Here is a 19,835-nt window from a genome sequence, read left to right on the forward strand (position 1 = left end):
TGCGGGTCGTGGATCCCCTCGCGCATACCCTGGTTGGTGCCAGCCTGGCGGAAACCGGGCTTCGGCACAAAAGTCTCTACTCCACGGCAACCCTCGTGGTCGCAGCCAACCTGCCCGACATCGACGGGGTCTGCGCCGCGTGGGGGCCCGACGCCAGCCTGGCCCACCGCCGCGGCCTCACACACGGCGTGCTGGCGCTGGTCCTGCTGCCGCTGCTCTTGGCGCTGCTGGTGCACGCCTACGGGCGTTGGGCCCTGCGCCGGCGGGCGGCCCGGGGCCTTCCTCCCCCTGACGCCGTCGTGTCGTTCCCCTGGCTGCTGGCTCTGGCGGCGCTGGGCGTGTGGAGCCATCCGCTGCTCGACTGGATGAACACCTACGGCGTGCGCCTGTTGATGCCCTTCGAGGGGCGCTGGTTTTACGGCGACACGCTCTTCATCATCGATCCTGTGGTGTGGCTGCTGGCGGGAGCTGCGGTCGTGTTCGCGCGCGGCCGCACCAAGCTGGCGGCCGCAGGGTGGCTGCTGCTCTTGCTCGCCGCCACGGTGATTATCGTGGTGCCAAAGCTGGCACCGCCCCTGGCGAAGATGGCGTGGTGCGTGGGGGCAGGCCTGCTCGTGTACCTGCGCATCCGCGGCACCCCCCCGCACCCCCGCGCCACGGCGCTCGTCTGCCTTTCGCTCTTGACCATGTACGTGGGCACCATGGTGGTGGGTACCGCCCGCGCACGCGCCCGGGCCGACGCCTACTTCAGCGCACAGAGCCTCGACGCCACCCAGCTGGTCGTCTCGCCCCTGCCGGCAAGCCCGCTCTTCCGCGAGGTCATCGCGCGGATCGGCAGCACCTATCACTTCGTCCGTGTGCCCGCCTTCGGCTCGGCCTCCCCCGAACCGAGTGGGGAACCCATGCCCGTGGGGGACGAAACGCCCGAGGTGCGGGCTGCGCTGGCGGCGCCAGGCGTACGAGGCATGGTGAACTGGCTGCGTGTGCCCGCCTACCGGCAGGAGCCCATCCCCGGGGGCACCCGCGTGACCCTGCTCGACGCGCGGTATAGCCGCACGAGGGCCGGGGGCATCGGCCGCGCCGAAGTGGACCTCGACCACGCAGGACACGTGATTCGCACGCGCCCCTGACGACAGCGGTCGGGGCATGAGATAGCCTCCCCCGCATGACGAACCGAGCGCGGGCCGCGGCGCGCGTGACGGAGGGCGGCTCGGTTGGCCGCTGCGTCCGCCTCGCCCTGGGTGGGGTTCTGGGCCTGGGACTCTTGGCCTGCGCCTCGGCCGGTCCCCAGCCTGTACCTTCAGGCCCGCCGGCCCCGACCCCTGTGTCCACGCCTGCGAAGTCCGCAGCGGCATCCCCCCTGCGCGAGGAGGGCGTGCCCAGCTTGGAGCCCTGCCTCCGTGAGGTGAACGAGGCCCAGGAGGCCACACGCGCCACACCCGACGAAACAGGCGCGTGGCTCCGGCTGGCCACCGCGCTTCACGAGGCCCGGCGCCTGCAGGAAGCGGCCCGCGCCGCCTGGCGGGCCGTGGAGCTCGAGGCCCGCTTCGAGACCTGGTCGACCCTGGGACGGGTACTCACCGACGGCGACGTGTTCATGGCCAAGGGTGCCGCGGTGGGGGCCTACCAGGCGTACACCATGGCAGCCCGCAACGCGACCGACGCCGGCAAGGCCGCGCGCAACTTCCTCACCCTGGCTTACCGGGATTTCAGCCTGGGCCATGACGATCAGGCCCTCGAGCTCATCGAGGAAGCCGGGCGGCTCGCGCCTTCGGACCCGCTGGTCCCTTTCGACCGCGCCCAGGTGCTGTCCGTTGCGGGTCGGCGCGATGAAGCGCGGGCCGCCGCCGAAAAGGCCCTGACGCTGCTCGACACCCAGACACAGAGTCAGACCCCTGCGGATCCGGCCTTGGCCGGGGTGCAAGCGATCGCCGCCGCGATCCTCGGGGGTGAGCCCGTGGCTCGCCCGGGCTTGATGGTCGCAGGGGAGCTTCTCCCAGAGCGCTTCTGGGCACGGCCCCCCGTGCGCGGGCACTCCCTGGCCCTCGAGATCGACCCGGAGACCGATCGCTTTTTTCCGCTCTTGCCCACCGTGGCCCTGCGCCTCGCCGTGCCCACCACATGGGCGCATGCGATGAAGGCAACCGATAAGGCGATTCATCTGCGCCTGGCCGCGCCCGAGGGCGAGGCCGTGCTGCTCGCCGAGCTCACGGTGTTCCCCTTGCGCAGCGAGCGCTTCGATCTGCGGCACGCGGCGGAGGCCGGGCGGCAGGGCGCGGCAGGCCCCCGCGCCGAGGTCAGTCCCTTGCGGCCGGTGGAACGGGAAAAGGGTCTCGCTTACTGGTTCAGCGCCACCGACGGCACCGTAGATCCCCAGGCGCCCGCCGAGGGCCAACACCGCTACCTCTGGCAGGCCTTCGCCTACGTACGGCCCTTCGTGCTCAGCGCCACCTTTCTCGCGAATCGCCAAGATGCAGGCACCGAGGCCGCCGTCTTGGCCCTGCTGCGCTCGTTCGACGTGTTTGCCCTGGCCACGGCCGCGGGACCCGACCCGGCCGGACCCTGAGCTCAGGGCGGGCAGAAGCCCACGTCGGCGTAGCCGTCGAGCGGCGCACACGAGTTACGTCCGCAGGACAGCGTCCGGTCGCAAAGCGCCACGCAGACCAGCACGTCGTTCAACACGCCCCGACAGACGAGCCCCGGCAGGCAGTCGCTGTGCTGGAAACAGGGACCGTTTTCGTTTTGGCCGAGGTCGCTTTGCCGACAGCCCGCGCCGCCGAGGCCCGTGGGATAGCAGCCCTGCGCCACCGGGCAGTCCTGCAGCAACAGGTCGCAGGCGCGTGCTGCCGGAGCGTCCGGGGCGGAGGAGGCATCGGGCGGCTCCTGCGGTGCGTCTTCGTCGTCATCGGCGCTGGCGTCGGCGGGCGCGGCCGCATCCCGGCGTGGCGCCGCATCGAGCCGCGGCGTGCCGACCGCGCCGTCGATCTCCAGGACCTCCCGGGTGCCGCCGGGTCCACCGCCGTCAGACCCACCACCAAGCCCCGGCGGGCCCAAGGCCTCGTCCCCGCGACAAGACATGCCTGCCATGAACAACGCCAAGCTCACCGCTCCCAGGGGCCAGGCACCGCGACGCCACATCCAGGACAACACGTTCTCGAAAGTGTAAGCCAAACCGAAAGGCGCGTCTTTGCCGGCCGCGTAAGTCCGGGTTTGTATACTGCGCGCCCCATGTCCACGACGTCCACGCCGAGCTCGCCCCCCCGCAAGAAAGCCCCCTACCAGCCGACCGCCGCCGACGTGCGCCTGCCAAGCCTCGAAGAGGAGGTCCTGGCGTTCTGGGACGATGCGAAAATCTTCGAGCGCTCGGTCGAGGGCACCGCCCTTCGCCCCCGCTACTCGTTCTACGACGGCCCCCCTTTCGCCACGGGTTTGCCCCACTACGGGCACCTGCTGGCCAGCATCTTGAAGGACATCGTGCCCCGCTACTGGACGATGCGCGGCTATCACATCCCGCGCCGCTTCGGCTGGGATTGCCACGGCCTGCCGGTCGAGTACGAGATCAACAAAAAGCTGAACGTCGAGAGCAGCAAACAGGTGCTCGCGATGGGCATCGACACGTACAACGCCGAGTGCCGCAGCATCGTGCAGCGCTACACCAGTGAGTGGAAGCGCACGATTCGGCGCGTGGGCCGCTGGGTCGACATGGAGCGCCCCTACTTCACCATGGACAAAAGCTTCATGCAGTCCGTGTGGTGGGTCTTCAAGCAGCTGTGGGACAAGGGTCTCATCTACGAAGGCCACAAGGTGGTGCCGTATTCGGTGGGAGTCAGCACACCGCTTTCCAATTTCGAGGCCAATCTCAACTACAAGGACGTTCAGGATCCCGCGCTCACCGTGGCCTTTCGTTCCCTGAAGCTGCCTGACACGTTCTTTTTGGCCTGGACGACCACGCCCTGGACCTTGCCCAGCAACCTGGCCTTGGCCGTGGGCACCGACATCGACTACGCGTTCGTGCGGCACGAGGGCAAAACCTTCGTGGTGGCCGCAGCGCTTGCGAACAGCGTCTTTGGCGACGCGCCCGAGGTGCTCGAAACCGTCAAGGGCGAGACCTTGCTCGGCCACACCTACGAGCCCCTCTTTCCATACTTCGCCGACCGCGCCCACGAGGGGGCCTTTCGGGTGATCGGCAGCGGGCACGTCACCACGGACAGCGGCACGGGGATCGTGCACATCGCCCCCGCGTTTGGCGAAGAGGACTACGACGCTTGCAAGGCAGCAGGCATCGCCCTGGTCAACCCCGTGGACGATGACGGCATGTTCACGGCCGAGGTGCCCGATTGGCAGGGCATTCGCGTCAAGGAAGCCGACAAGGACATCATCGCGCGGCTCAAGGCCGAGGGGAAGCTCTTCCGCCACGACACCATCACCCACAGCTACCCCTTCTGCTGGCGCTCGGACACACCGCTCATCTACAAGGCGGTCTCGACGTGGTTCGTGAAGGTGGACGCCATCAAGAACCAGCTGCTCGCGGCCAACTCCGAGACCCAATGGGTGCCCTCACACCTGCGCGATGGCCGCTTCGGCAAGTGGCTCGAGAACGCCCGCGACTGGGCCATCTCACGCAACCGCTTTTGGGGCACGCCCCTGCCCATTTGGCAAAACGCGCAGGGCGAGACCGTCTGCATCGGCTCCATCGAGGAGCTGGCGCAGCACACGGGGGTGACCGTGGATGACCTGCACATCGAAACGGTCTCCAAGCTGCAGCTCCCCGCGAAGCAGGGCGGCGAGCCCCTCACCCAGACCGGAGGCGTGCTCGACTGCTGGTTCGAGAGCGGCAGCATGCCCTACGCGCAATGGGCCTACCCCTTCGAGAACGAAGAGGCCTTCAAGCAAAGCTTCCCGGCCGACTTCATCGCCGAGGGGCTCGACCAGACCCGCGGATGGTTTTACACGCTCATGGTGATCGGCACCGCGCTTTACGGCCGCGCGCCCTTCAAGAACGTTGTGGTCAACGGGCTCATCTTGGCCGAAGACGGCAAAAAGATGAGCAAGAGCCTCCGCAATTATCCCGATCCCATGGAGGTCCTCGAGCAGCACGGGGCGGACGCGCTGCGCCTCTACCTCATCGATTCGCCCGTGGTGAAGGCCCAGGAGCTGCGCTTTTCGGAGAAGGGCGTGCGCGACATCGTGCGGCGGATCCTGCTGCGTTGGTGGAACGCATATTCATTCTTCGTGAGCTACGCCAACATCGACGGCTTCGTGCCGCGCGGCGACTACCGCGAGACCCCCAACGTACTCGACACGTGGGTGCTCTCGCGCTTGCACTCGCTCATCCACACGGCCAACGCCGAGATGAACGAGTACCGCCTGTACAACGTGGTGCCCGCGCTGCTGCAGTTCATCGAAGAGCTGACGAACACGTACATTCGCTCGAACCGGAGCCACTTCTGGCGCGACGGCATGCCCGAGGACAAACGCCTGGCGTTCGAGACGTTGCACCACGTCCTGACGACGCTCGCCAAGCTCATGGCGCCGTTTACGCCCTTTCTCGCCGAGACCACGTACCGCAACCTGGCGGCCGTGCTGCCCGACCACAAAGACAGCGTGCACCTCGAGGACTACCCCCAGGCGCAAGAAGACCTGAGGCACCCCGAGCTCGAAGCCGCCGTGGGGCGCATGGCACAGCTCTTACTGATGGGGCGCAACATCCGTGAGAAGATCGGCGTCAAAGCCAAAATTCCGCTGCGCAGCCTGCGCATCATCCACCGGGATCCCCGCGTGCTCGAGGCGCTCGCGGGGCTCGAGGCCTACATCACCGACGAACTCAACGTGCGCGAGGTGATCTACGAGACCCGCGAGGACGCGTACATTCAGGTCTCGACGAAGGCCAATTTCCCGAAGCTCGGGCCGCGGCTCGGCAAGCGCATGAAGGAGGTCTCGGCCGCCATCGCCAAGATGAGCCTGGACGAAATGCTGGCCCTGGAAAACGGCCAAACCCTCACGTTTGCGGGCGAGCCCCTCACGCTCGAGGACGTGGAGATCCGCCGCGCCCCGCGAACTCCCTCGGATTCGCTGCTGGCCCACCAGCTGATCTCCATCGAGCTCGATCCCACCGTCAGCGAAGAGCAGATCCTCGAGGGCCTCTCGCGCGAGGTGATCCGGCGGGTCAACATGGCCCGCAAGGAGGCAGGCCTCAACCTCGACGATCGCATCGGACTCGAGTTGGCCTGCGCGGGGGATCTGCGACGTGCGGTGGAGGCGCACAAAACCAGCATCATGGCCGATACGCTCACCGTCGATCTCGCGCTCGTCGACGAAGCGCCTGCCGGGGACTTCGTGAGCCAGCTCGACGTCGACGAGGCCAAGCTGGGCCTCGGTCTGCGCAAGGCCCCGGCCCGCTGAGCCGCGGCGGCACGACCACGCGCCGGGCATGTGGATCCTGGCGCGTCAGTTCAGGGCGGAGCGGGGGCGCAGATGCGTCAGCAGGCCGGCGATCTCGCGCGAAAGGCTGTCTACCCGGGCGCCCGGATCGAGCGTCTCGAGCAGCGTCTGCCGCACCTGGGCCTTCGTCACGAGCACGGACGCCAGGCGATCCACCAGCATGCCGAGCCGCAGGGGCTGCGCCACGGTTTGCCGCAAGGCCAGAGCGTCTTCGTCTTCGAGCCGCAGGGCCACCTCCTCGATGAGCGCGCGCAGCGCCGCGTCCGACTCGGCAAGGCGCGACCCGGGTAAAGTGGCTTCCCGGTCGTCACCTTCGAAGAGCTGCACGGCTTGAACCAGCCTGTAGGGCTTGGTCGATGACAGCTCCTTCACGATGCGCGCCCGCGCCCGCCCTTCCACCAATAAATTGAAGCGCCCGTCGGACAGGGGCTCGGCGGCCACCACCTCGCCCACGCCCACAACCGGCGCCACGGCGGGCGTGCCTCGCCCGGGCAGCTCGTCCTCGAGGCGCATGGCCATCGCCAGCATGTGGTGCGAATCGAGCACGTCCTTCGTCAGCGTCCGGTAGCGCGGCTCGAAGATGTGCAGCGGCAAGAGCGCGCCGGGAAACAGCACCACGTTGGGTAGGGGAAAGATGGGCAGGGCCGCCAGCACCGCAGGATCGATCGGCCCCGTTCCCTCGTCGTCTTCATCCGAAAACATCGACACACGCCCCCACCAGCGCCGCCGGGGCGTCGCCTGCCAAGAACAACACCACGTTCGCAATGTCCTGAGGAGACATGTTCGGCACACCCCCGGGCATGCCGACTTGCAACATTTCCGTATCCACGGAGCCCGGGCATACGGCATTCACGGCGATGCCCGTACCCCTCAACTCCTCGGCCAGCGCGCGGGTGAAGCCCACCACGGCGTGCTTGGCGGTGCAGTAGGCCACCAACTGCGGCGTCCCTTGACGCCCCGCGATCGAGGCGATGTTCACGATCCGACCTGCATTGCGCAGCTTCATGCCCCGTAAAAACGCCCGGGTCATGAAGAACGTACCCGAGACGTTTACGTTCATCATGTGGCTCCACCGCGCGTCGTCGAGGTCCTCGAGCGGTCCGCGCACCACCACACCCGCATTGTTGACGAGGATCTCGGGGACGCCGTCCCGCTCCATCACCCGCTCGGCGAAAGCGGCCACCTCCCCCGGGGAGGCCACGTCGCAGCGCTCGAAGCGACACCGGGCGCGCACGTCGGGGTCGAGGTCGTCGAGAAACGAGCCGCCCCCCTCGGGGCCACGCACGCTGCACCCCACCACCCGGGCCCCGGCCCCGGCCAGCGTGGCCGCGATCGCCCGGCCGATGCCCCGTGACGCGCCCGTCACCACGGCCAAGCCCCCCGCGAGCCGCGGGTTGGGCGTCGAAGGGGTCACTTCGCGCGCCCCCCGAGGTTGGCGGCGGCCAGAAGGCGCGCTTTGAGGTCCGGGCGCTCGCGCATCTCCCCCACGAAGGCGCTCGTCACCACGCCCGACTGGTCATGCCGCTCACCAGGCAGGGCCAGGCACAGCTGCTCCGCCTCGATCACGCATCCTGCGCCCTTTGCCGAAAGACCTTCCATGAGGGAGTGTGCAATCTGATGCGTGGCCCGCTCCTGCAGCGTCAGCCGCTTGGTGAAACACTCCACCAGGTCGGCCAGGCGCCCGAAGCCGACCAACTGGCCCGCGGGGATGTACGCGACATGAGCCACGCCCCGGAAGGGCACGAGATGGTGGGGGCACATGGCGTGAAAGCGCAGCCCCCCTACCACCACCACGTCGGGATCGGCCTCACCCCGCACGGGGGCGGCCAGGATCTCCTTCGGATCCATCGTGTATCCCGCCAGAAACTCCTTCAGCCAGAGCTTCGCCACGCGCCCCGGCGTGTCGAGCAAATCGCCGTTGCCCTCGGGGTCGAGGCCACACGCCCGTAAAAACGCGGCAAGGGCCACTTTCATCTCGTGCTCGTTGGCCGCCGTCATGCCGCCCTCCTGTTGCTTCGCCTTACCACCTGGCACGCCCGTGTGTGTCCTCGTCGCGGCGAGCTTGACCTTCAGTCGAGCTGAGGCTCGCGGGGCACGAGCCCATCGAGCGGGCGGCGCCCCGAAAAGCCCGTGTCCAGGGGATGCCAGTGGGACACGGACTTTTCGCCCAGCTTCCAGCACAAAAAGATGTCGTCGCCGCCACGCCGGCCGGGAAAATCCACCAGCCCCGTCTCGAGATCCTTCACCTGACCGCCAAGGTCGGCCACCTGGCCCAGCGATTCCACCAGCATCTCGTAGTACGCACGAAACATCGCCTTCGCCTGGCGGATCGCCGGAGATCCCGCCTCGTCTTCCCCGGCCAGGATCTCTTTGCTCGGGCGAACCCCCAGGCTCTCGAGGTGGACCTCCTCGCGGCGCAAGGATGCATGCAACTGGAGCACCTCCCCGAAGATGCGCTCCAAGGAGGGGATCAGCCGATTCACCTCGGCAACCGTGAACAGCCGGCGCGGCATGAGGTAGGGTTATACCAGACAAACTCGCCATGCCATCGCGCCCCCCTTCACGGAAGCCGGCCCCAGCGTCGGAGAACAAACCCGCCCCCAAATCCGAAGGCGCAGCCCCAAAACCCCTCGCCGGCAAGACCGCCCTCGTCACGGGAGGCGCGGTGCGCGTGGGGCGTGCGATCGCGCTTGCGCTCGGAGCCGCCGGCGCAAGGGTGGCCGTGCACCACCACAAGTCGCGTCCTGCGGCCGAGCGCCTGGTGGCCCAGATGCACGCCCGCGGCATGGACGCGGAGAGCTTCTCGGCGGACCTCGGCTCGCTGGACGGCCCCGGGCACCTCGTGGCCCGGGTGGAACGCTGGGCACAGGGGCTCGATCTTTTGGTGAACAACGCCGCTGTGTTTCAGCAAACGCCCTTCGAACAAGTGACCCCGGAGTCCCTCGAGGGCCTGTGGAACCTGAACTTCAGGGGGCCCTTCCTCCTCTGCCAGGCCGCCACCCCCGCCTTACGCCGTCACAAAGGGGCCATCGTCAACATCCTCGACGTGGCGGCGTATCACGCGTGGCGGGGCTATAGCCACTACTGCCCTACGAAGGCAGCCCTGGCGATGCTCACCCGCAACTTGGCGATCGAGCTGGCTCCCGATGTGCGCGTGTGCGGCGTCGCGCCCGGCACGGTGTTGTTTCCGGAGGACTTCGACGAAGCCACCAAGGACCGCGTCGTGTCCCGCATTCCTCTCGCACGGGAGGGCCGACCAGAAGACGTTGCGGACGCTGTCCTCTACTTGGCCACCGCCGCGTACGTGACCGGAGCGGTGCTGCCGGTCGATGGCGGCCGCATGGCCGGCTCCCGCGATCCCCTCTGACTTCGCTGGCGCTCCGGCCCCAGGGGACGCGTGCTGTGCTAGCTTGCCGTCCCGGCAACGGGCCAAGCGCCCCACGGAAGAAAGAGACGGAGCCCGACATGTTCGACGACCCCTCCTCCCTCGCATCGCTACTCCTTCGGTTCGCTCACATCGCGTTCGGTGTCATCTGGCTGGGCGTTCTGGTGTTCTTCTACCTGGTCAACGCGCCCCTGCAGACCGAGCTCGACGACGCCACGAAGGCCAAGGTCAACCCGGGGCTCTTGCTTCGGGCGCTGTTTTGGGCGCGGCGCACGTCGCTCTACACGGTGCTCGCGGGCTGGTTCCTCTTCGGGCACAAGTACATGGGACAGCACCTGCTGGTGGAAGACGGCAGCATCACGAACCGCGGGTTGTGGATCCTCACCGGCGGCTTCATCGGCACCCTGATGTGGTTCAACCTGGCGTTCATCATCTACCCGCGCCAGCGCACGTTGTTGCTGGCTCTCGCCAAAGGCGAACCCCTGCCAGGAGCCGAAACGCTCGCCGCCACTGCCGCTGCTTCCAGCAAGCTGAACCTCTACCTTTCTGGCCCCCTGCTTTTCTGCATGGTCGTCCCGAACAACTACCCCGGGTGGCCGTTCTTTTCGCTCCCCGTGGCGATCGTGGTGGGCGTGGGCTTTTGGTTCGGTCTCGTCAAGAAGGCCGGCAAAGTGAAACCGCTCGGCTGACCGCAACACGAGGCGCGCACCCGTCATGTCGGATCGGTTCACACCTGCCCGCAGGACGGCCGGCTTCGGTACGTCGATCTTCACGGAGATCTCGCGGCTGGCGGTCGAGCACGGCGCCGTGAACTTGGGGCAGGGTTTTCCGGACTTTCCGGCGCCTACGTTCGTGAAGGAAGCTGCGCGGGCCGCCATCAGCGCCGACCACAACCAGTACGCCCCCGCCCCGGGCCTGCCCCGCCTTCGCCAGGCCATCGCCTCGCACTGGCAAACGCGGCACGGCGTCACCTACGATTCCGAGACTGAAATCACGGTCACACAGGGCGCCACCGAAGCGCTCTTTGCCGCCGTACTGGGCACGCTCGACCCGGGCGACGAGGCCATCGTCTTCGAGCCGTTCTACGACGCCTATGTGCCGGATGTACAGATGGCGGGGGGTGTTCCCCGTTTCGTGCGCTTGCACCCGCCTGCGTGGCGCTTCGACCCGCAAGAGCTCGAGGCGGCGTTCTCGCCCTGCACGAAGATCGTGTTCGTCAATACGCCCCACAATCCCACGGGCAAGGTGTTTTCCACCGAGGAACTCGACCTCATCGCGAAGCTGGCGATCCGATACGACACGCTCGTGGTGGCCGACGAGGTCTATAGCGAGCTCACCTTCGACGGAGTCCCTCACGTGCCGATCGCCACCCGCCCCGGCATGCGGGAACGCACGATCACCGTCGATAGCATCGGCAAGACCTTCAGCGTGACGGGCTGGAAGATCGGCTGGGCCCTGGCGCCGCCTCGGCTCACCCAGGCCGTGCGCGCCACCCACCAATTCATCACGTTCTGCAACCCCACGCCCTTACAGGAGGCAGCCGCCACCGCGCTCGAGCAAGCCGAAGGTCTCGGCTACTACCACGAGCTTCGCCGCGCGTACGGCGCGCGCCGCGAGACCCTGCGCGCGGTGTTGGAGGCGGCGGGCCTGCCCCCATTGCCCATCGCCGGCGCGTACTTTTTGCTGGCCGACATCGCAAGGCAGCCCTTCGCCGATGACGTCTCGTTCTGCCGCCACCTCATCGAAAAGGTGGGTGTGGCCGCGATCCCCCCGTCGTTCTTCTACGCGGACCCGCGCTCGGCCCCGCGCCTCGCGCGCTTCTGTTTTGCCAAGAGCGACGAGGCCCTCGCCCGCGCGGCCGCACGCCTGAAACGCCTCGCAGGCTGACCGTCAGCGCCGCCGCCGCCGCCGCCGCGCCGCGAGGACCACGAAAACGCCTAGCCCCATCCAGAGGCCGAGCGGCTCCGCACGGCCCGCAAAGCGGCATCCCCCGCTCGAACGCGCAGACTCACCCTCGTCGTTCGGTTCGCCTTCGTCATCATCCGGCGGAGCCTCGTCTTCGGAGCCCGTGCCCCCTCGGCCGCCACCGCCCATGCCACCGGAGCCCCCCGAACCCGAGCCACCGCCGCCTGCGCCCCCGGACCGACCTCCCGTGCCACCGGTCATGCCCCCGGTGCCCGCCATGCCCCCGGTGCCCGCCATGCCCCCAGTGCCCGTCATGCCTCCAGTGCCCGTCATGCCTCCAGTGCCCGTCATGCCTCCAGTGCCCGTCGCACCGCCGGTGTTCCCCCCCGCCCCGCCGGTGGGAGGCGGCGGCTCGCCCTCGACGGGCGTGCCCGCGAGCACGAAGTCTGCGCAGTGGTAATAGTAGGCGTTCCCGTAGGTGCGGGAGGACTCGAACATTCCCTGCATGAGCTGCAAAGTGCATTTCGCACAGGTCACCTTCGGCAGCGTCACCTTTAGAGCCTGCTTGCCCGTAGCCCCTTTCGGGTGAAGCTTCCAGTAGTCGGCCAAGACCCAGCGGTCGCCCTCTTTCGTGGTCGTCGTGATGGGGCTCGGCAAGCTGGAAACAGGCGTTCCTTTGACGAAGTAGTCCTTGAACTTCTGAAAGACCTCTTGTGTGGGCTTGGTGAGCCCATCCTCCCCGTCTTCGTCGAAGAGCACGCGAAAGTAGCCGGGGTGCGAGATCGTTTCGTCGAACTCGACCGTGATCGTCTCGCCGGGTCGTTTCGTGGTCACGCGCGTTTCGTTGCGACCTTGGCCGCCGCAAGGGGACATCTTGATGCCGTCCTCGTTGGGTATGCGGGGCGTGGGTGCCAAGAGCTCGATGTGCGCCCGAGCCGCGGACGGCGCCAACCCGCCAAGGCCAGCCAGCCACGCGACGGCGAGGGGCGAAAACAAAAGCCGAATCACGGGCCGGGGCAGGCGGGTCTTGAACTTCATGGCGCAGGCTCCTGCGTGCCGGGGGCAACGCTAACTCGCCTTTATACCACAGGCGCCAGGGCCCTCGGCGCCCCCCCCGTCGGTCGGGTCCGCGCAGCCTCCGCGATCCTCTGCTTTGCCCCGCGCGCCCCCGGCGATATGCTTCCCCCGGAGGACCCGGCCATGGCCATCATCAAGCTCGAGAAACTCCAGTGCGTGAAAACGGAAGATCGCCGCCGCGATCAGACCTATATCGAGGTGAAGAATCACGGCCAGGTTACCCGCGTCTTCGGACCGCGGGCGATGCAGGCCGGAGACGAGGTCCTCCTCGAGGGTCTGAGCTACGAGATGAACGATCTCGTGCTTTACGTCTGGGACGAGGACCATGGACAAGGTGCGCTTTACAACCCGGACGACCGCCTGGGTTTCCATCGCCCGTCCCTGGAGCCGGGAACACGGATCGCGGACTTCACCGAAGACGGCGCCGAGTACCACCTGACCTATACGGTCAGCTGAACCGGCGCGACACCGGGGCCTCATCGAGGGTCGTTTCCTCATGACGGGCGACGCCCTGCGTATGCTTCGGCCCGGCGACAGCCTGGGTCGCTACAGGCTGTTGCGAACCCTCGGGCAAGGCGGCATGGCCAGCGTCTTTTTGGCCCGGGAGGAAGGCCCGCTCGAGCGCCTCGTCGCTTGTAAGGTCCTCCTGCCGCACCTGCGTGAGGACCCCGATTATGTGCGCATGTTCTTGGCCGAGGCGCAGGTCACCGCGGGCATCGCCCACCCCAACGTGGTGGCCGTCTTCGAGGCCGCCGTCGCCGCAGGCGTGCCCTACATCGCCATGGAGCCCCTCGACGGGCTGCCGTTGTCGCAAGTCCTCGAGGCCCAGGGCGCGCTGCCCCTGCCCGTGGCGCTCGCCACGCTCTGGCAGATCGCGGCCGCCCTCGAGGCGGCTCACGGAGCCCGATCGCTCCAGGGAGAATGGCTCGGCTTGGTCCACCGGGACGTGAGCCCACAAAACGTCTTTTTGGGGCGCACGGGCCACGTGAAGCTGCTCGACTTCGGGATCGCCGACTGGAAGGAGCGGCAACGCCTCACACAGACGGGTGAGCTGCGGGGAAAGCTGGCGTACCTGGCTCCCGAACAGATCACGCGGGCAGTCCCGGTGACGGCGCAGGCCGACCTGTGGGCGCTGGGGGTGGTCGCCCACGAGTGCCTGACGGGTGAAAATCCGTTCCGCGCCCAGGACGAGTCCACCACCCTGTGGCGCATCACAACCTTGGCGGTGCCGCCTTCGCGCTCGTTTTTGGCTGCCGGCCCGGTCGAGGTGGCGGCGGCCCTCGACGCCTGCCTGCAACGCGACCCGGGGCTGCGCCCGGACGCCTCGTCTCTGCTCGCAACCCTCGGGCCGGCTCTACCGGCCCCCCCCACACAGCTGGTCCGCCAGTTCATGGCCCAGGTGGCCCCCGCGCCCGCCACACCGGAGGCACTCCCTTCGACACGCACACGCCCGACGAGCGGGACGGCCGCCGAAGGGGTCAGGCCGCAGGGCTCGCAACGCCGGCTCACCCCAGCCGCCTTCCTGGCCCTCGTGGCCTTGCTGGCGCTGGCCGGGACGGCGACCTGGCGACTGTGGCCCTCCCGGGGCCAAACCGCGCAGGCCCCGGCGCCCCCGGCGGAAACCCCCAGGCGCAGGGAGGATCCCCCCCCCACCTCACCGCAGGCCTCTCCTGCACAGGTCCCTCCCGCGCAGACCTTTGCCGACGGCGCCGATGCCGCCATGGCCCCGCTCCCCAAGACACGGCCGCGTCCCCCGCCCCGGCGGCGCGCCCCCACGCCTACGGAAGATCCTCTCGTGGACAACCCCTACACGCCCCCTGCACCGGGGCCACCCCGACCCGGTTTGTGATAGACCTGCGCGCGTGTGGAAACAGGTCCGCGCCCGGCGGCGCCCGTGCAAGGGGCTTACCTGCTTGCTGGCCCTCAGCCTGACGGCCTCACCCCGGCTCTTCGCCGCGGAGCCGGCGACGGAAGCTCGAGCGGCGCGCTTGTTCGACGCCGGGCAGGCGCGCTTTCGCGAGGGGCGTTACGAGGACGCGCTCGAGCTTTTCCGCGAGGCCCTGGGCGTGGTGCCGCACGACGCCGTGTTGTTCAACGTTGCGGTCTGCCTGGAACGACTCGGCCGCCCCGGCGAAGCCTACGAAGCCTACCGAAACGCGGCAGAGAGCCCCACGCTGTCCGAAGCGGCGCGCGCGCGGGCACGCGCCGCCGCAGACCGCCTGGGCCCTCCAGCCGCCCCCCCGCCCCCGCTCGACACGCCACCGGCACGCATGCCCCTCCCTGCTCCCCTACCCGAGCCCCCCACGCCGACGCCCCTCCTTCCTCCGGCCCCCGCGCCCTCCGCCACCCCGCCGTGGCTGGGCCCCGTAGGCTGGACCGGCGCCCTCCTGGGCACGGCGGGTCTGGTCAGCGCCTCCACCGCATGGATTCTCGGTACGAGGAACCTGCGCGCCTTCGACGAGGCCGCCGACTCTGAAGACTGGGATCGTGCCCTCACTCTGGCGGATCGGGCTGACCGGTTCGACCTTTGGTACAAGCTGTCCCTGGCTTCTCTAGCCCTCGGAGCCGCGGCCGTGGTCGCCGACCGCTTTTGGCTCGGAGCGGCCTCAAACGATAAGCTCGCCTGGGACACCCGCGGCGTCGGGATTCGCTTTTAGGGACCTTCCAGAGCTGGCACGCCGCGCGGTCCATGGGACACTAGGAGATGCAGCTGCTGCATCGGCGTCACCGCTTGCCGCACGGGCCCGGAGTGCGCGAGATCGCCTTGAGCGCTGTCAACTACCCGAGGAGACCCAAGGCAGTAACCTGAACTTAACCAGGTGTGTTGTTGGCCCCCGCCTTCGGTCGGGCGGCAGCATGGCTGGACTCATCGCAGCCCGGAGGTCCTTTGATGTCGTTTGGAAAGAGGTCACTCGCGTACCATCGCCTTTGGGGCTCCTTGCTCCTCGTGGCTACGGCTTGTTCGGGGACAGTCCCCGATTCGGATGACGACCGCGACGACGACGGCGAGCAAGGCTCGGGCGGCAACGGCGGCAGCAATGGTGGGTCTGGCCAAGGTGGCGGCAGTGTCGAGACCGACATGCCCCCCCCTATCGTCATCGACACCGGTGACGGCAAGACGTGCTCCGTCAAGCCCGGCCCCGCGCCCCTGCGCCGCCTGACGAACCTGGAATACCGGCACACAGTGGACGACCTCTTTCCGGCCGTGAAGCCGTCGGCGTTGGCCAACGGTCTCGTCGGCGACAACGTGCGGAATTTCTTCGACAATAACGCGCTGTCGCAGGCCGTTTTGCGCAGTGAGGCCGAAGCGTTCACGCTGTCGGCCGAGGCGGTCTCCGGCGAAGTTGCCAAGAAGATGAAGGACGTGACGGGGTGCTCGGGAACGCTCAACGACGCCTGCGCCAAGACCTATCTCGAGAAGCTGGCTTTCCGCGCGTTTCGTAGGCCGCTCGAGGGCGGAGAGAAAACCGCCATCCTCGCCGTTTACGACAAAGCCCGCGAACGCCTCGAGCCTGAGGATGCAACCCGTGCGGGCATCGAGTTCATTCTGCAGACGCCCCAGTTCCTTTACCGCCCCGAAGCCCCGCTGGGCGGGGGAGACACCGAGCAGGGAGTGGCCCTCAGCAGCTGGGACGTGGCGTCTCGCCTTTCCTACTTCCTGTGGGCCAGCATGCCCGACGACGAGCTGTTCGGGGCTGCCGAAAAGGGCGAACTCGTGACGCGCGACCAGGTGAAGGCTCAGGCCCGGCGCCTGCTCGCGTCGCCGCGCGCCCTCGACAGCATGCACCACTTCTTCGCGCAGTGGATGCTTTACAAGAAGATCGTCAAAGAAGATGTCTCGAAAAATGTCGAGTTTTTCCCCAACTACAACGCCACGATCGCGGCAGATTTGGTGCGCGAGTCAGAAGCCCTCATCGATCGCGTCATCAAGGGCGAACTCGACTACAGGGACCTGTTCTCCGGGGCCTATTCGTTCCGAAACAGCCGCCTCGAAGGCTTTTATAAGGGCAAGGCGGAGGGCGGCGATGGTGCCTTCAACCGGGTCGACCTTCCCTCCGATCGGAGCGCAGGCTTCCTGACCCATGGCAGCATCCTGGCGGCCATGTCGACGGCAGACGACTCATCGCCCATCTTCCGCGGCCACTTCGTCCGCACACACTTGCTCTGCGACCCGCTGAAGCTGCCGCCCGGGGTGGAGGTGCCTCCGCTGCCACCCATCGCCGCGGATGCCACGGTTCGTACCGTGCACGAGCTGCACATGGAGGTCGAGCCCTGCAAGAGCTGCCACCTGCAGATGGACCCCATCGGCTTTGCGTTGGAAAACTACGACGCCACAGGCGTCTGGCGCGACAAGTACGCCAATGGCGCCAGCATCGACACCTCTGGGGAGATTTATTCCTTCGACAAGGAAAACCCGAAGGACTCCGACGGCAAGTTGAATGGGCCTCGGCAGCTCGGCGAGCGGCTCGCCGCCAGCTCCCACGTGCGCGAGTGCATGGCACGCCAACTTCTCGAGTTCGCCATAGGGCGCGACTACGACGAAACCATCGACAGCTGCACAGTGGGTTACCTGTCCAAGACGCTCGCCGACGCCGAAGGGCACTTCGACGAGATGGTGGTGTCCCTCGTCACCAGCGATTCTTTCATGCGCACCCAAAAGGCGGAGTGAACGACATGTCCAAGCACAGTTCTGAAGTCTCCCGACGTCTCGTCCTCAAGAGCAGCCTGGCAACGGTGACGCTGCCCTTCTTCGTGTCGCTGCGCCCCCGCGAGCTGCGAGCGGCTGCCTCTCCCGTGCGCCTGATGTTGTGGTTCCAGCCCGACGGCACCATGGAGAAGAGCGACTACAAGCCCAGCGTCGAGCCCTTCTGGCCGAGCGGAAGCACGACCGACTTCAAGTTCGCCAAAACCACGGCGCCGCTCGACGAAATCAAGCAGCACCTGGTGGTCGTGAAGGGTATCGACCTCACCCAGACCAAAACGGCGGGTTCGATTCACGGCACGCGCATGATCAACGTGCTCACGGCCGGCGCGGGGACCTCGGCCGACCAGGCCATGGCGGACAAGCTCAACGGTAAGACCAAGTTTGCGAGCCTCGAGCTGGGTGTGGCGCCGGACGCGGGCGGCAATGACAAATCCCGCTTCAGCTACCGCAACAACAGTGCGGTGTCGCCTGAGGGAAACCCTTCAAGCTCTACACGCGGCTCTTCGGGGGCAACCTCCCCGAGACCGGCGGAGGCGCTCCTGACCTGGGCGGCAACGGCGGCACGCCCGGCGCGGCAACCCGATGGATCCCACGACGCCGGCGGACAAACTGTTGGCAAACCTGATGTGGCGGCGGAAATCGGTGCTTGACGGCGTCCAAGAGCAGATCGCTTCCTTCAAGTCACGCCTGAGCCGAGACGACTTGAAGCGGCTCGAAGAGCACACCACGGCCATTCGCGACGTGGAGAACACTCTGGTCGACAAGAGTCTTCTGGAAGCGGGCACCGCCCCGGGGGACAACCCTCCCGTCGTGACCCCGCCCACCACCACCACGCCTCCGCCCGGCGGCAGCTGCACCTTGCCTCAGCTCGGCAGCTATGGGCTCAAGGCGGGGGACAAGTTCACCGACACGGTGAGCGACATGGGCAAGATTGCCGCGGTCATGCATGACCTCATGCTGGTGGCGCTCGGTGCGACAAGACCCGGCTCGTGACCATGATGTTCATGCGGGGCTCGGACGACTCGCAACACTACGGGTTCCTCTCGACCATCAAAGACAAAACGCGCGGCCAGCACGGCTTCGCCCACGCATGGCCGAACGAAAGCAAGGCTCCCACAGGGCAAGAGGACTACACGGAGATCCACCTGTGGCGGGCGAAGCTCTACCGCGACCTCGTGTTGAAGATGAAGTCGATCGACGACGGCAACGGCAAGACCTTGCTCGATAACAGCCTGCTCGTGTGGTTCAGCGACATGGGGATGGGACGTGACCACGTGCCGAACGACATGCCCTTTATCGCGGCAGGCTCGGCCGGTGGCCAGGTACGCACGGGGCGCTTCCTGCAGGCCAATTCGGTTCGCCAGGCGAACGTGTGGTTGGGACTCTCCAAGCTGATCGGAGCCGACTTGGGCTCGTTCGCGAACAGCAACGGCGCCTTGGACTTGGGCTGAACCCCGGTCTTGGGTTACCAAACGGCCACGCACCCTTCCAGGGCGTGGCCGTTTGTCTTTCCGGAGTTCGTCAGCCTATGTCTTCGCTCGTATCTGGGTTCGCCTGCTTTTCACCCTTCAGATACTCCTCACGCGCGCCCTCGTACCACCAGGGCATCAGAGTTTTGAGGAAGTAGTCGTTGTCCTTGCTCGTGAGCCCCTCGGAGTCGTTACCGAACTGAATGCCGGGAAAGCGCGTCTGGAGCTGGGTCCTTGTGTCGTTGGGAATCCCCCCGCCCGCCGCCTTGAGGACGCGGAGCCCTTCAAGGTTTGTCAGTGCACTGGCGCCACCCCCCCAACCGGGGACGCCCGAAGTTGACCACGATGACCTTCAGCTTCTTCATCATGCCCAAAGCCTCGAAGGTCTGCCGGGTGTCTTTCTCGGGATCACCCTTGAGCTCGATGCCCTCCAAGCTCTGCAGCGGTTGGGGCCAACTGTTTGAGGTCGGCCCCCGTGAGAGAGGTTCGGTGTAACTGCAGGCTAATGAGCTTGGGGTGCCTGGCGATGAAGGGCCTGGCGTTATCCCGATGAGCCACCCCATTGTCGAGCTCGAGCACCCGCAACTCCGGATAGGTCGGGAGTTCGTGCAGGTGTGATTCCTCTTTCTTCGTCCAATTGAAGAGGTGCTTGAACTCGAGCACCCTCAAGCCGAGCTGCTCCTTGATGGTGAGCTGGAAGCTCGGCGTGGCTTCGAAGTTCGCCAGCTGGTGGGGGCCTTCGCAGTACATGAACAAGGCCGCTTCCAGCTTCTTGATCTTCGCGACTACGGCATAACCCGGCGTCGGTCCATCAGCATCTTCTCGAAGCGCACACGCCTCAACTCCGGAAATT

The 19,835-nt window shown here is 67.2% G+C and carries 21 protein-coding genes; 13 read left to right on the forward strand and 8 right to left on the reverse strand.

The features are described from left to right. Positions 1-8: 8 nt before the first annotated feature. Entirely contained in the window at positions 9-1,130 is a 1,122-nt protein-coding gene (locus KA712_25255; protein MCG5056269.1) for a metal-dependent hydrolase, read from the forward strand. Between the two features lie 35 nt (positions 1,131-1,165). After that, complete coding sequence (locus KA712_25260; GenBank protein MCG5056270.1) at positions 1,166-2,566, forward strand: tetratricopeptide repeat protein; 1,401 nt, start codon at positions 1,166-1,168, stop codon at positions 2,564-2,566. A 2-nt stretch (positions 2,567-2,568) separates the two neighbouring features. Here KA712_25260 and KA712_25265 read toward each other — a convergent pair whose 3' ends face one another. Continuing rightward, positions 2,569-3,150 (reverse strand): hypothetical protein, encoded by a 582-nt coding sequence (locus KA712_25265; protein ID MCG5056271.1) that lies wholly within the window; start codon positions 3,148-3,150, stop codon positions 2,569-2,571. A 78-nt stretch (positions 3,151-3,228) separates the two neighbouring features. Between KA712_25265 and ileS the strand changes: the two genes are divergently transcribed. After that, positions 3,229-6,402 carry an isoleucine--tRNA ligase gene (gene ileS, locus KA712_25270; GenBank protein ID MCG5056272.1) on the forward strand — a complete coding sequence of 1,058 codons (3,174 nt, stop codon included), beginning with the start codon at positions 3,229-3,231 and terminating at the stop codon, positions 6,400-6,402. A 45-nt stretch (positions 6,403-6,447) separates the two neighbouring features. On the opposite strand, the gene KA712_25275 is transcribed toward ileS, so the two are convergent. The 4 genes from KA712_25275 to KA712_25290 form a co-directional block, all read right to left on the reverse strand. Next, the gene (locus KA712_25275) at positions 6,448-7,149 is read right to left on the reverse strand and encodes an LON peptidase substrate-binding domain-containing protein (protein ID MCG5056273.1); all 702 of its coding nucleotides are present in this window, start codon (positions 7,147-7,149) and stop codon (positions 6,448-6,450) included. Then, the gene (locus KA712_25280; protein MCG5056274.1) at positions 7,130-7,855 is read right to left on the reverse strand and encodes an SDR family oxidoreductase; all 726 of its coding nucleotides are present in this window, start codon (positions 7,853-7,855) and stop codon (positions 7,130-7,132) included. The genes KA712_25275 and KA712_25280 overlap by 20 nt, the downstream gene beginning before the upstream one ends. Beyond that, positions 7,852-8,439: a GTP cyclohydrolase I gene (locus KA712_25285; protein MCG5056275.1), complete on the reverse strand. Its 588-nt coding sequence runs from the start codon at positions 8,437-8,439 to the stop codon at positions 7,852-7,854. Before KA712_25285 ends, KA712_25280 begins: the two co-directional genes overlap by 4 nt. Positions 8,440-8,510: 71 nt before the next feature. Further along, a complete protein-coding gene (locus tag KA712_25290; protein MCG5056276.1) occupies positions 8,511-8,954 on the reverse strand; it encodes a DUF2203 domain-containing protein in 444 nt (147 codons plus the stop codon). A gap of 29 nt (positions 8,955-8,983) precedes the next feature. Here KA712_25290 and KA712_25295 point away from each other — a divergent pair, with 29 nt between their 5' ends. The 3 genes from KA712_25295 (at position 8,984) to KA712_25305 (ending at position 11,713) form a co-directional block, all read left to right on the forward strand. Further along, complete coding sequence (locus KA712_25295; GenBank protein MCG5056277.1) at positions 8,984-9,808, forward strand: SDR family oxidoreductase; 825 nt, start codon at positions 8,984-8,986, stop codon at positions 9,806-9,808. A gap of 98 nt (positions 9,809-9,906) precedes the next feature. Further along, positions 9,907-10,515, forward strand: a complete 609-nt coding sequence (locus KA712_25300) for a urate hydroxylase PuuD (protein MCG5056278.1) — start codon at positions 9,907-9,909, stop codon at positions 10,513-10,515. A 25-nt stretch (positions 10,516-10,540) separates the two neighbouring features. Next, positions 10,541-11,713 carry an aminotransferase class I/II-fold pyridoxal phosphate-dependent enzyme gene (locus KA712_25305; protein MCG5056279.1) on the forward strand — a complete coding sequence of 391 codons (1,173 nt, stop codon included), beginning with the start codon at positions 10,541-10,543 and terminating at the stop codon, positions 11,711-11,713. Positions 11,714-11,716: 3 nt separating this feature from the next. On the opposite strand, the gene KA712_25310 is transcribed toward KA712_25305, so the two are convergent. Then, entirely contained in the window at positions 11,717-12,769 is a 1,053-nt protein-coding gene (locus KA712_25310) for a lytic polysaccharide monooxygenase (GenBank protein ID MCG5056280.1), read from the reverse strand. A 162-nt stretch (positions 12,770-12,931) separates the two neighbouring features. Here KA712_25310 and KA712_25315 point away from each other — a divergent pair, with 162 nt between their 5' ends. From KA712_25315 to KA712_25345, 7 genes are all read left to right on the forward strand, one after another. Then, positions 12,932-13,264, forward strand: a complete 333-nt coding sequence (locus KA712_25315; GenBank protein MCG5056281.1) for a hypothetical protein — start codon at positions 12,932-12,934, stop codon at positions 13,262-13,264. 40 nt (positions 13,265-13,304) lie between these two features. Continuing rightward, positions 13,305-14,657, forward strand: coding sequence for a protein kinase (locus KA712_25320; protein ID MCG5056282.1), 1,353 nt, complete (start codon positions 13,305-13,307; stop codon positions 14,655-14,657). 13 nt (positions 14,658-14,670) lie between these two features. Continuing rightward, the gene (locus tag KA712_25325; GenBank protein MCG5056283.1) at positions 14,671-15,465 is read left to right on the forward strand and encodes a hypothetical protein; all 795 of its coding nucleotides are present in this window, start codon (positions 14,671-14,673) and stop codon (positions 15,463-15,465) included. A gap of 233 nt (positions 15,466-15,698) precedes the next feature. Continuing rightward, positions 15,699-17,477, forward strand: a complete 1,779-nt coding sequence (locus tag KA712_25330) for a DUF1592 domain-containing protein (GenBank protein ID MCG5056284.1) — start codon at positions 15,699-15,701, stop codon at positions 17,475-17,477. Positions 17,478-17,482: 5 nt separating this feature from the next. Beyond that, entirely contained in the window at positions 17,483-18,163 is a 681-nt protein-coding gene (locus KA712_25335) for a DUF1552 domain-containing protein (protein ID MCG5056285.1), read from the forward strand. Further along, on the forward strand, positions 18,156-18,506 hold the full coding sequence (locus KA712_25340; GenBank protein MCG5056286.1) for a DUF1552 domain-containing protein: 351 nt from the start codon (positions 18,156-18,158) through the stop codon (positions 18,504-18,506). Before KA712_25335 ends, KA712_25340 begins: the two co-directional genes overlap by 8 nt. Beyond that, on the forward strand, positions 18,503-18,964 hold the full coding sequence (locus KA712_25345; GenBank protein ID MCG5056287.1) for a hypothetical protein: 462 nt from the start codon (positions 18,503-18,505) through the stop codon (positions 18,962-18,964). Before KA712_25340 ends, KA712_25345 begins: the two co-directional genes overlap by 4 nt. Positions 18,965-19,266: 302 nt before the next feature. On the opposite strand, the gene KA712_25350 is transcribed toward KA712_25345, so the two are convergent. Then, positions 19,267-19,416 carry a hypothetical protein gene (locus KA712_25350; GenBank protein MCG5056288.1) on the reverse strand — a complete coding sequence of 50 codons (150 nt, stop codon included), beginning with the start codon at positions 19,414-19,416 and terminating at the stop codon, positions 19,267-19,269. Further along, positions 19,391-19,835: hypothetical protein (locus KA712_25355; GenBank protein ID MCG5056289.1), on the reverse strand; the 445-nt coding region annotated here is incomplete at its 5' end. The genes KA712_25355 and KA712_25350, both read right to left, overlap by 26 nt.

It is taken from the genome of Myxococcales bacterium (assembly GCA_022184915.1).
In the GTDB taxonomy this organism is placed as follows: domain Bacteria; phylum Myxococcota_A; class Polyangia; order Fen-1088; family Fen-1088; genus JAGTJU01.